Annotated in this window: 9 protein-coding genes; 6 read left to right on the top strand and 3 right to left on the bottom strand. The window is 53.5% G+C overall.

Annotation, left to right across the window (positions count from 1 at the left end):
• Positions 1–17: 17 nt before the first annotated feature.
• On the bottom strand, positions 18–1,235 hold the full coding sequence (locus MLD66_RS13290; RefSeq protein ID WP_247218635.1) for a transposase: 1,218 nt from the start codon (positions 1,233–1,235) through the stop codon (positions 18–20).
• A 114-nt stretch (positions 1,236–1,349) separates the two neighbouring features.
• On the opposite strand from MLD66_RS13290, the gene ubiG reads away from it, so the two are divergent.
• The 6 genes from ubiG to MLD66_RS13260 all read left to right on the top strand — a co-directional run bounded on the left by ubiG (position 1,350) and on the right by MLD66_RS13260 (position 8,725).
• A complete protein-coding gene (gene ubiG, locus MLD66_RS13285; protein ID WP_247218633.1) occupies positions 1,350–2,108 on the top strand; it encodes a bifunctional 2-polyprenyl-6-hydroxyphenol methylase/3-demethylubiquinol 3-O-methyltransferase UbiG in 759 nt (252 codons plus the stop codon).
• 159 nt (positions 2,109–2,267) lie between these two features.
• Positions 2,268–4,706 carry a phosphoketolase family protein gene (locus MLD66_RS13280; RefSeq protein ID WP_247218631.1) on the top strand — a complete coding sequence of 813 codons (2,439 nt, stop codon included), beginning with the start codon at positions 2,268–2,270 and terminating at the stop codon, positions 4,704–4,706.
• 76 nt (positions 4,707–4,782) lie between these two features.
• Positions 4,783–5,790, top strand: coding sequence for a 2-hydroxyacid dehydrogenase (locus MLD66_RS13275; RefSeq protein ID WP_247218630.1), 1,008 nt, complete (start codon positions 4,783–4,785; stop codon positions 5,788–5,790).
• Between the two features lie 32 nt (positions 5,791–5,822).
• Positions 5,823–7,457, top strand: a complete 1,635-nt coding sequence (locus MLD66_RS13270; protein WP_247218628.1) for an alpha-D-glucose phosphate-specific phosphoglucomutase — start codon at positions 5,823–5,825, stop codon at positions 7,455–7,457.
• Positions 7,458–7,594: 137 nt separating this feature from the next.
• Positions 7,595–8,311 carry a hypothetical protein gene (locus tag MLD66_RS13265; RefSeq protein ID WP_247218626.1) on the top strand — a complete coding sequence of 239 codons (717 nt, stop codon included), beginning with the start codon at positions 7,595–7,597 and terminating at the stop codon, positions 8,309–8,311.
• 177 nt (positions 8,312–8,488) lie between these two features.
• Positions 8,489–8,725 carry a DUF167 domain-containing protein gene (locus MLD66_RS13260; protein ID WP_247218624.1) on the top strand — a complete coding sequence of 79 codons (237 nt, stop codon included), beginning with the start codon at positions 8,489–8,491 and terminating at the stop codon, positions 8,723–8,725.
• Positions 8,726–8,753: 28 nt separating this feature from the next.
• On the opposite strand, the gene MLD66_RS13255 is transcribed toward MLD66_RS13260, so the two are convergent.
• Both MLD66_RS13255 and MLD66_RS13250 read right to left on the bottom strand, forming a co-directional pair.
• Positions 8,754–9,725 (bottom strand): hypothetical protein, encoded by a 972-nt coding sequence (locus MLD66_RS13255; protein WP_247218622.1) that lies wholly within the window; start codon positions 9,723–9,725, stop codon positions 8,754–8,756.
• Between the two features lie 107 nt (positions 9,726–9,832).
• The gene (locus MLD66_RS13250; protein WP_247218620.1) at positions 9,833–11,908 is read right to left on the bottom strand and encodes a CHASE2 domain-containing serine/threonine-protein kinase; all 2,076 of its coding nucleotides are present in this window, start codon (positions 11,906–11,908) and stop codon (positions 9,833–9,835) included.
• Positions 11,909–11,910: the final 2 nt, after the last annotated feature.

Genomic DNA, 11,910 nt, shown 5'->3' with positions numbered 1-11,910 from the left:
ACTTGACACTCCCCGACCTAAAGGTGCGGGGATTCTTGGTTCAGCGAGATGACTTGCTTCAAGCAATTCTCATTGCTCAAAGTAGCGGTCAAGCTCTCCCCAAGCGTTAAGTTTCCCACTGCCCGTGGGTACTTTTCAGAGGCTAATTTCAATCCCTTTTGCAAGATTACTCGGGCGGCATTAACATCGCGACACTCGCAGTAATTGCACTTAGGACAAGTATGGGTACGGGTACTCAGGGTCTTAGGCACTCTCTGCCCACAGTTTGCACAATCTTGGCTAGTATATTGCGGTGGTACTGGCACAACAACCTTGCCAAATACCTGACCGAAATAGCCAAGCCATTGCACAAATATCCCCCAGCTTGCATCAGAGATTGATTTAGCTAACACATGATTTTTGACCATGTTCTGCACCTGCAAGTTTTCATAGGCGATCAGGTCGTTAGACAAGATTAACGCTCTGGCAGTCTTTACTGCAAAATCTCTGCGTTGCCTTGCTACTTGCAAATGTTTTTTGGCTAGTCTTTTTCTCGCCTTGATACGGTTCTTTGAACCCTTCTGCTTGCGGGACACTTGCCGTTGCCACCGTTTGATGTGTTGCTCAGACTTCCGCAAATATTGAGGATTTTGGAGCGTTTGACCATCTGAACCAGCCAAGAAATACTTAAGCCCCAGGTCAATCCCCAAAGCCTTTCCTGTCGGTTCAGTCGCCACTTTACGCTCAACTAGAATGCCAAACTGGCAGTAATACCCATCCGCCCGTCTTATAACTCTCACCCGCTTGATTTGGTCAATCGGATAGAAGTTCAAGTCCCGGCTACCCAAGAGCTTGAAACTACCTATGCCAAATCCATCGGTGAAGGTAAGGACAGTCCTGTCTTTTGAAAGTTTCCACCCGGAAGTTTTGTACTCCACCGAGCGATTGTCTTTCTGGAACTTGGGGTATCCTTTTTTGCCAGAAATAGCTTTCCTGCAGTTGTTAAAGAACCTCGCAATGGCTGACCATGCCCGTTCTGCCGCCGCTTGTCGTGCTTGAGAATTGAGCTTTTTTGCCCACTCAAACTCTTTTGCCAAGACTGCACAGTACTTGTTTAGGTCGTATTGCGATTTGCCGTGTCCGTCCATCCAAAACCGCAAGGCTTTATTCCGCACGAACTGCACGGTTCGGAGCGCCTCGTCCACTAATGCGAACTGGCTTTTTTTTCCTTTTAGCTTGAATTCTAGGACTAGCATTCTTTTATGTTAGCATACAGAACATAAAGCCGTCCTAAAGAAAGAACGGGGTTTTAGACCCAAGTTTTTTGATAATAAAAACGACCTGCATTATTATCCCGCCAATCATTCCCAATGGTGATCCGCAACGACCTGGACTACTACGACCGGCACGCCGACCAATGGTGGCAACCGGGGGGTACCCTTAACCTGTTGCAACACCTTAACCCCGGTCGGTTCCAATTTTTTGACCAGTACGTGCCCGACTGGCGGGGGCTGAAGGTCTTAGATGTGGGCTGTGGGGGCGGCTTGACCTGCGAATTTCTTGCCCAACGGGGAGCCATTGTCTCTGGCGTGGACCCCTCCCCCCGCTCCCTCGCCACCGCCCGGGAACACGCCCAAACCCAGGGGCTGACCATTGAGTACCGGGAAGGCACCGGCGAAGCCCTCCCCTTTGGGGACCAGCAGTTTCAGGCGGTGGTCTGCGTGGATGTGCTGGAACACGTGCAAGAGGTGGGGCAGGTGGTGCGGGAATGCGGGCGAGTATTGCAACCGGGGGGGCTGTTTTTATTTGATACGATTAACCGCACCTGGAAATCCAAAATCCTGATGATTTGGCTGATGGAAGACATTTTACAGCAAATTCCCCAGGGGATTCACGATTGGGAAAAATTCATTACCCCCGCTGAACTCACTGCTTTTTTAACCCAGAATGGTTTCGGGGACATCACCTGCCGGGGCTTCGACCTCACGGATGGCGGCAATCTAAAAACTTTGGTTTCCCTTTTGTTATCTGGGCTACAAAGTGATGCAACCCGCAGGGCGTTAAAAGTACAAATTAATGACGATACGGACGTGATTTATATTGGCAAAGCGGTAAAAATGGCGGTTTAGGGGATAGGCGTAATACCCTGGGTGCCAGAAACCTTAAACCCGTATAAATTACATCCCGATTCCCGGCAAGCGGGGCTAGAGTGTTAGCAAGGGTAGCTGGTCATTGGGACAAGCTCGCCAGGAAAACTGTTACCGGGAAACATTTTTGAGGAATTCGGTATGGTAGCGACACCGACGAAGCCAGAAGTGGGGAATCTCAGTGCCTTTGGGCCTGCCCGCGCCACGATCACGGGTACGCCTTTGTCCCCCGAGGAACTGCACCAGATGGATGCCTATTGGCGGGCATCGAACTATTTGGCGGTGGGGATGATTTATTTACAGGACAATCCCCTCCTGCGGCAACCCCTGCATAGTGACCATATTAAAAATCGCCTGTTGGGTCACTGGGGGGCGAGTCCGGGGATTGCGTTTGTCTATACGCACCTGAACCGGATCATCAAAAAATTTGACCAGGATATGCTCTACATGGTCGGGCCGGGGCATGGGGCACCGGGATTTCTTGCCCCCTGTTACCTGGAGGGGAGCTACAGCGAGTTCTACCCTAATTGCAGTTTGGATGAGGCGGGGATGAAGCGGTTTTTCAAACAGTTTTCCTTCCCGGGCGGTATTGGCAGTCACTGTACGCCGGAAACCCCCGGTTCCATCCATGAGGGGGGGGAGTTGGGCTATTCCATTTCCCATGCCTACGGGGCGGCTTTTGACAACCCGAACCTGATTGTGGTGGCGCTGGCTGGGGATGGGGAGGCGGAAACGGGGCCTCTGGCAACCTCCTGGCACAGCAATAAATTTATCAATCCGATCCGGGACGGGGCGGTACTGCCCATCCTGCACCTGAATGGGTACAAAATTAACAACCCGACGGTCTTGGCGCGGGTCAGCCATGAGGAACTGGAAGCCCTGTTCCGGGGCTATGGTTATACGCCCTACTTTGTGGAAGGCTCCGACCCGGAAAGTATGCACCAGGCGATGGCGGCCACGATGGATCACTGTATTACGGAGATTCACCGGATTCAAACCGAAGCCCGTTCGACCGGCAATGTGACCCGCCCCCGCTGGCCGATGATTGTCCTGCGTACCCCCAAGGGCTGGACCTGTCCTGCCTATGTGGATGGCAAAAAAATCGAGGGGTTTTGGCGGGCGCACCAGGTGCCGATGGGGGGGATGAAAAATAACCCGGAGCATTTACGCATCTTAGAAGCATGGATGCGGAGCTACAAACCGGAGGAACTGTTTGATGACCACGGGGCACCCAAACCGGAGGTGATGGCGGCGGCTCCCACGGGCACCAAACGCCTGGGTTCGACCCCCTATGCCAACGGCGGGCTGTTGCGGCGGGATTTGCGGATGCCGGATTTCCGTGACCCGAAATATGCCATCCACTTTGACAAACCGGGCACCATCGAGGCGATGAACACCAAGCCCCTGGGGGTGTTTCTGCGGGATGTGATGGCTCGCAATATGACCAATTTCCGGGTGTTTGGCCCTGATGAAAATACCTCGAATAAGCTGGATGCGATTTATGAGGTGAGTAAAAAGTTCTGGATTGCCGAATATTTCCCGGAGGATGCGGATGGGGGCGAGTTGTCCACCGACGGGCGGGTGATGGAATACCTGAGCGAACATACCTTAGAGGGGTGGTTGGAAGGGTATTTGTTGACCGGGCGGCATGGGTTTTTCTCCACCTACGAGGCGTTTGTCCATGTGATTGATTCCATGTTCAACCAACACGCCAAATGGTTGGATATTTGCCATGACATTGCTTGGCGGCAGTCCATTTCTTCGTTGAATTTGTTGATCACTTCTACGGTTTGGCGGCAGGATCACAATGGGTTTACCCACCAGGACCCCGGCTTCCTAGACGTGGTGGTGAATAAGAGTTCCCGGGTCACCCGGATTTATTTGCCCCCGGATGTGAATTCCCTGCTTTCCTGTGCGGATCACTGCCTGCGGAGCAAGGATTACGTGAATGTGATCGTGTCCGATAAGCAAATGCACCTGCAATATATGAATATGGACGATGCCATTCGGCACTGTACCAAGGGGCTGGGCATTTGGGATTGGGCCAGCAATGACCAGGGCAGTGAACCGGATGTGGTGATGGTGGGGTGCGGGGATATTCCCACCCAGGAAGCCTTGGCTGCGACCGATCTGCTGCGCCGGGAGTTTCCCGATTTGAAAATCCGGTTTATCAATGTGGTGGACTTGTTCCGGCTACAACCGGATACGGAGCATCCCCACGGCATGAGCGACCATGATTTTGACAGTTTATTCACCCTGGATAAGCCGATCATTTTCAATTTCCACGGCTATCCCTGGTTGATTCACCGCTTAGCCTATCGGCGGCATAACCACAACAATATGCACGTGCGGGGCTACAAAGAAGAGGGGAATATCAACACGCCGATGGAGTTGGCGATTGCCAATAATATTGACCGGTTTACCCTGGCGATGGATGTGATCAATCGGGTGCCCAAACTCAAGGTGGCGGGTGCCCATGCGAAGGAGAAATTCCTGAATATGCAGATTGATTGCCGCAACTATGCCTACAAATACGGGGTGGATATTCCCGAGGTTGTAAATTGGCGCTGGCCTTACTAGGGTTCCGTAACATTGGGGGAGGAGGCTCAGGGCTAACTCCCCTCTTTGTGTGATTCTTTTCGGGAGAAAATCAGGTATGAAAGTGGCGGTATTTAGTAGTAAATCCTACGACAAAACGTTCCTCAATGCGGCCAACGAGGCGGTGGGGCATGAGTTGGTATATTACGACTCTAAATTAGATGCCAGTACGGCACCTTTGGTGGGAAATGCCCCGGCGGTGTGCGTGTTTGTGAATGATGTTTTGGATCGAGCTACGTTAGAAATTCTCCACCAATGCGGGGTAAAATTAATCGCCCTGCGGTGTACGGGATTTAACAACGTAGATTTACAAGCCGCTGGGGAATTGGGGTTAACGGTGGTGCGGGTGACGGCCTATTCTCCCTACTCGGTGGCGGAACACGCCGTGGGTTTGATTTTATGTTTGAGTCGCAAATATCATCGGGCTTTTAACCGGGTACGGGAGGGGAATTTTTCCCTGGATGGGTTGTTGGGTTTTGACCTGCACGCCCGCACGGTAGGGATCATTGGCACGGGCAAAATTGGCATGGTCTTGGCGGAAATTTTACAGGGATTTGGCTGTCGGTTGTTGGGGTATGATGCCTATCCGAATCCCAATTTTCCGAAGTTTAACCGGGCGGAATACGTTACCTTGGATGAACTTTATGCCCAGGCGGATATTATTTCGCTCCACTGCCCATTGCTCCCGGAAACCCATCACTTGATCAATGCTTCTGCCCTGGAAAAAATGAAACCGGGGGTGATTTTAATCAATGTGAGTCGGGGGGCTTTAATTGATACGGAGGCGATGATTGAGGGGTTAAAATCCCAAAAAATTGGGGCTTTGGGGTTGGATGTCTATGAGGAGGAAGAGGACTTATTTTTCCAAGATTTATCCTTCAAAATTATCCAGGATGATATATTTCAACGTTTGCTGACGTTTCCCAATGTTTTGGTCACGGGGCATCAGGCGTTTTTTACCCAGGAAGCCCTCACGGATATTGCTACAACAACCATTAGTAATATCAGCGATTTTGCGGCGGGTCGCCCTTGCCCCCACGAGATTCGTTACACGCCCAAATCCTAAATTCACCGAAACTCATTTGAGGTACTGGCACCATGAACATTCATACGATTGTGACCCAACCCTTTGCGGGGCAAAAACCGGGGACTTCCGGGTTACGCAAGCCCACCAAAACCTTTCAACAACGGAACTATTTGGAGAATTTTATCCAGTCTATTTTTCATACCTTGCCGGAACGCCAGGGAGCCACTTTGGTCTTAGGGGGAGATGGGCGTTTTTATAACCGCACGGCAATTCAAATTATCCTGAAAATGTGTGCCGCCAATGGGTTTGGTAAGGTTCTCGTGGGTCAGGGGGGGATTTTATCTACGCCAGCGGCTTCCTGTTTGATTCGCAAATACCAAGCGATTGGGGGAATTATTCTGTCCGCCAGTCACAATCCGGGGGGGCCGGAGGCGGATTTTGGGGTGAAATTTAACACCAGTAATGGGGGACCAGCCCCGGAAAAAGTCACCACTGCCATTTATGAATATACCCAACGGATTCAGTCTTACCAAATTTTAGAAGCGGGGGATATTGACCTGAATAAATTGGGGGTCACACAGTTGGGAACCATGCAGGTGGAGGTGATTGATTCAGTTGCCGATTATGCCCAGTTGATGCAGGGATTATTTGATTTTGACCGACTGCGGGAGTTATTAACTAACGGTCAATTTCGCCTCTGTTTTGATGCCATGCACGCCGTCACGGGCCCCTATGCCCAACGCATTTTGGAGGAGATGTTGGGGGCACCGGCGGGAACCGTAATTCATGGGGTGCCTTTGGAGGATTTTGGCGGCGGCCATCCCGACCCGAATTTGGTTTATGCCCACGAACTGGTGGGGATTTGTTTTCAAGATACGGGCCCGGATTTTGGGGCGGCTTCCGATGGGGATGGGGACCGGAATATGATTTTGGGGCGCAACTTTTTTGTCAGTCCCAGTGATAGTTTGGCGGTGTTAACGGCTTATGCCCAAATGGTGCCGGGGTATCGAGAGGGTTTGGTGGGGGTCGCCCGTTCCATGCCCACCAGTCAAGCGGCGGATCGGGTGGCGGCAAAATTGGGTATCCGTTGCTATGAAACCCCGACGGGCTGGAAGTTTTTTGGGAATTTACTGGATGCCAATCAGGTCACCCTCTGCGGGGAAGAAAGTTTTGGCACGGGGTCCAATCATGTGCGGGAAAAAGATGGATTGTGGGCGGTTTTGTTTTGGTTAAATATCCTCGCAGTCACCCAAAAATCCGTCGCTGAATTGGTAACCCAGCACTGGCAAAACTATGGGCGTAATTATTATTCCCGCCATGACTATGAGGGGGTGGATAGTGAACGAGCCGAGCGCATGATGCAAACCTTGCGGGATCAGTTATCCAGTTTGCCGCAACAGAAACTGGGGAATTACACAGTGCAATATGCGGATGATTTTCGCTACGAAGACCCGATTGATGGCAGTATTAGCGAACACCAGGGGATACGGATTGGGTTTACGGACGGTTCACGGCTGATTTACCGCCTATCGGGGACGGGAACCCACGGGGCGACGGTGCGGGTGTACATGGAGCGGTATGAACCGGATGTGGACCAACAGGGGTTGGATGCTCAGGTGGCGCTGGCGGAGTTGATTCAGATTGCGGATCAGGTGGCGGGTTTACGGGAAACAACGGGCATGGAGCAACCGACGGTGATTACATGACGAGGAGGGTGACTGAGCGTAAGTCTAAAATTGGGTTTTGTTGCCTATTCCGGTGAGGATTGTCTGGGGTTGCTGTCCGAGAATATTGTGTGTAGGCTGTGAAGTAACATTTCCTACTTTCAGCCATTGATTGAGTCATGAAATTAGCAATCTTGAGACCCTATCGTTACCTGGTCTTGGGAATTTTTGTGGTGATCCTAATAGGCTGTTCCCAGGTCACTCGTCAGGTGGTTCAACTGGGGACACCCAATGTGACTGCCCAACTGACTCAACCTTTAGTTGCGGGGGTGGGTTGGGGAGATTTACGCCTCAATCAGACAACCTTAGCAGACTTCCTGAAACAATTTCCCGAAGAGAACTTTCCCATCAATTCGAGACAAGGCCGATATATTCCAGTTAGCTTCCGTTCTGAAACGACCGACCACATCCAACTCTACCAATCCGAAGAACTAGCGTTTTTCCAAGCTTCTGACTCCGAATGCACCAGTGATCCCCTCGAAGCGGATGGTAGGGCAGATCAGAATTTGCGAGCTTGGGTGACCCGCTCCCCCGCCTGTGGCAAACTCCCTTTGGTTTATATTGGAGCGGTTGTTACATACAACCAAGCAGACATAGGAGAATTGCCCTATCCGATGCGGACAGATCAAGGGGTCACCTTACTTGATCCAGAAACGGCTCTTGAGGTGTACGGCTCCGATTTACTCCCTGACGATGCTACCCGGGGCTTGTATCTAGGGGGCACGGGATACCGAGAACGGGATCAGGTGAGAAAATATGTGTACCCAGATGGGATTATGTTTGTGGTGAAAAACGACCGGATTGTCGAAATAGGTATCTTTCCCCCCGTGGAATAAAATAGTAACCCTAACTAAGTAGGGCAACGCCACGCTATCCCTATTAAAATAACGGTCGCAGGGGCACCGCCCCCGTCCTTGGTTCTGGAGAATTTTTGTATGCCTACGGCACGCAAGCTAACGCTAATGAAATAGGACTGCTATAGTTGTTGCTTGCTATTGATTTAGGTGTTCCCTATGGAAATCATACTGCAAGTGCACGTGAAGCCAAATTCCCGTATCTCCTCCTTGGAGCAAATGCCTGACGGTAACTGGCTGGCACGGCTCAAATCCCCACCTGTAGATGGGAAAGCTAATGCTGAACTGCTTGCCTTGGTCGCAAAACACTTTAGTTGTCCCAAGTCTGCTGTGACGATTAAATTTGGGCAATCTGGGCGGACAAAGTATCTGGTTATTAACTCTCCAACAGCTTAAGCCCCTAAGTTGATTCCAGGGGGGGTGACTACTCCATCACCCACAAAACGATGAGAAAGAGCGGATAAGCCGACAGTAAAATCAGGCTGGCACTTTTGTGTAGAGAACCGGTGAAGGATGCTAAAACAAGAACCAACGTGAAAGCCCCCAGCATGGCGATCAGGGGCAGATGCAGTAGGCTGGCATCTAGGATTTGCAACGGTCGCACCACCGCCGCTGACCCTAAGGTCATGGTGACATTGTACGTAAACGAACCGACCACTCCGGCAACAGCCGCTTCCGTTGCGCCTCTACGGGCGGTTGACCAAGCCAAAATCACCAATTCAAACGCCGTAGCAAAACCAACCAGGGAGAGGGCTAATTTGGTTTGGGTGGTTTCCACGTGACTGAGCTGACGCACCGCTTCCACCAATACAATCGAGCCTGCCATCATGGCACCCAATCCCGCCAAAACCCAGCCTAATTCTTTAGCTACCCACTGCGATATGCCCCTGGCTGGCTCGGCGGCAAATGCCTCGGTCGCTTCTGCGAACTCCCCAGTTTCCCCCAACGCCGGGGGTTGGCGTTCTACCCACCAGATGATCCCCACATAGAGAACGTACAGCCCAACCAAGCCCAGCCCTTCCAGGCGACGAATCACGCCATCCCAAATCAATCCCGTTGCAAGGGACGCAATTGGCAAACCCAACAGGGCATAGCGCCTCACCCGTTTCCCAAATGGCAAAGGCGCAATCCATGCCCCCACCCCCAACGCCACCAGACAGATAGCGATATTGGCACCCACTACATCCCCAAAGGCAATCGCTGGTGCCTCCCGCAGGGATGCGGTTACCGCCGTCGCCAGTTCTTCCGGTTCCGCGCCCGCCAACAGCAATGCCAGGGCAAAGGCACTCATCCGTAAGCGCACCGCCGCCGCCCCCAAATGTTCGGCAAAGGCTTCCGCTCCCCACACAATCAAAACCACACCGACAATGATCAGCAATCCCCAAATTAAAGTCACAAATACACCCTTCGGTTGAAGTTTTGCATACACCCAATCATCAGTTAATTTTCATTGCTCCCTGCCATGTCCCATAGTAACGGTTGCACGGCGCACATAAAATTGTCTTACACCCATTGATTTTGCCAATCTTCCAGGGCTTGATCCAGGGCTTGGGCATGGGGGTAACGGCGGCTTGGGTCCTTGTCCAGACAACGGCGGAGGATCGGCTGGAGTTCGACGGGATGGGGGGGAGATAGGGGCAGAGGGGCTTGGTGGCAGTGCGCCTCCGACCATTGGGAAAAGGATGCCCCCTCATTCAATGGGAAGGGATAGTGGCCGCTGACCATCCAATAAAGTAAAACGCCCAAACTATAAATGTCGGCACTAGGGGTGGCGGTCGTCTCCATGAATAATTCCGGGGCAGTGTAGGGGAGACTACTGCTGTTGGCCGCCCTGACCGTGTCCGCCGTACTTTCATAAATCCATTGGCTCAAGCCAAAATCCAGCAGTTTCACCAGTTCGGCAAAGGGCGGTCTGGCACCCGTAGGGATGAGAAAAATCGTGTCTGGTTTCAAGTCCTGATGCACCCAACCGTGCCGGTGGGCCGGTTCTAACCCTTTACAGATTTGCCGGATCAGATAAACCGCCTGGGTGGGGGAAAATTGTGCCTGTTGGCGGAGGCGTTGCCGCAGACTCACCCCCGGTAAATACTCCCGCACATAAAAGGGAAATCCCTCCTTGGTCAGCCCAAAATCCAAAATTTGGATCAGATGCAAATTATCTAAGGATACGTAGCGTTCCAGTTGGGCAACAAAGGTGCGCCGCAGTTCTTCCCGCCGTTGGGGTGAGGGGGTAAGTTTGAGCACCCGGACAACTACCGTCTTCCCCACGTGTTGATCCGTGGCTTCGTACAGCCAGCCCCACTCATCTTGACCCAGGCAAGTTTGCACCCCATACCGGCCTTTCGGGTCGAGGGTCTTGGCTCGGGGCAGGGGTCGGGTCAGCCGCGACCGCAGGACAGCTAGGGGACGGGGCAACCACCACCAAATCACCATTCCCGTGACCAGGTACGCCACACCGGGAGCCACCAAGGGTACCCACCCCCCCAGCCCACTCGCTCCCCAGGCGCTCAGGAGTAAAACTACTGGTGCCCATGCCAGTTCCGGGGGCCAGCGGCGCCGGGCCCGCCAACCCACTACTGCCCCCACCCCACTCCAAACCCACAACCACAGCCCTTGCCCCCACCGGGGCCACCACCAGAGCCACCGTTCCCCGCCCAGCGCCACCCGCAGGATTTGCCCCGCCCCTTGGGTGTGAAATTCCACCGAAGGCATGGGGCCCAAAGGGGTGACCACCGGCTTGGCCGCCGACTGGGCATACCCCACCAGCACCACCCGGTTCCGTAGCGGCATCCCCGTCCGGCCCTGCATCACCTGGGTCAGGGTCACGGTCTCCGCCAGGGTCGAGAGGGGGCGATAGCGCAGAAAGACCTGATACCCCGCCGTATCCAAATCCCGGTAGGGCCCCGCATCCCTCGGTAGGGGAGCAATCAGGGCACGATGAATGCGTAATGCTTGCTGGGGGGTGGTGGTCAGTTCGTACCCCTGCTGGGCGAGGTAGGTCAGTGCGGTTAAAAAACCCAGGGAATAGCGGGACTGGCAACTGGGGCTGGGGGAGGCATCCCCCGTGGATTGGGCGAGTAAATTGCGCCGCACCACCCGGTCCGCATCCGGCAGAACATCCGCAAACCCCACCACCTGCGCCTGATCCCCTAATCCCGGCGGTGGCAAGACCCCCTTGTGGGTTGCATCCGGTAAAAAACAGGTCAAAATCACCGCACCCTCCGGGGCATTCGCCTGGCGGTTCACCAACTGCACCAATTTTTTTTGCGCCGCCCTATCCCCCCCCACCGGCACATCCCGGATCACATCCACGCCGACCACTGCCACCCGTGCCGCCAGCAATGTTTCCAGCAGAGCCTGCAACTCCCGGTCCGTGATCCGCTCCCGCCCCTGTAAATCCGCCGGGGTGATCGTCACCAGCAGGAGGGGTCGTTCCAGGGTTGCCGCCGGTTGCCACGGGAGGAATCGGTCATAGACCCACAATTCCCCAGCGGTCCATACCGCCAAGCCATCCAACCACCCCACCCCCAGGGTGACCAAAGCCACCACCAGACCCGCCCGCCACCATTGGGCTTTCACCG

This window comes from Synechococcus sp. C9 (genome assembly GCF_022984075.1).
Classification (GTDB): Bacteria; Cyanobacteriota; Cyanobacteriia; order Gloeomargaritales; family Gloeomargaritaceae; genus Gloeomargarita.
The sequence above is the reverse complement of the archived record's forward strand: the minus strand, read 5'-3'. Positions and strand labels throughout refer to the sequence as shown.

Excerpts from the sequence above, each read along its gene's own strand:
- MLD66_RS13290 (WP_247218635.1), bottom strand. The coding sequence starts at position 1,235 with ATGCTAGTCCTAGAATTCAAGCTAAAAGGAAAAAAAAGCCAGTTCGCA.
- MLD66_RS13265 (WP_247218626.1), top strand. The coding sequence starts at position 7,595 with ATGAAATTAGCAATCTTGAGACCCTATCGTTACCTGGTCTTGGGAATT.
- MLD66_RS13260 (WP_247218624.1), top strand. The coding sequence starts at position 8,489 with ATGGAAATCATACTGCAAGTGCACGTGAAGCCAAATTCCCGTATCTCC.
- MLD66_RS13275 (WP_247218630.1), top strand. The coding sequence starts at position 4,783 with ATGAAAGTGGCGGTATTTAGTAGTAAATCCTACGACAAAACGTTCCTC.
- MLD66_RS13280 (WP_247218631.1), top strand. The coding sequence starts at position 2,268 with ATGGTAGCGACACCGACGAAGCCAGAAGTGGGGAATCTCAGTGCCTTT.
- ubiG (WP_247218633.1), top strand. The coding sequence starts at position 1,350 with ATGGTGATCCGCAACGACCTGGACTACTACGACCGGCACGCCGACCAA.
- MLD66_RS13270 (WP_247218628.1), top strand. The coding sequence starts at position 5,823 with ATGAACATTCATACGATTGTGACCCAACCCTTTGCGGGGCAAAAACCG.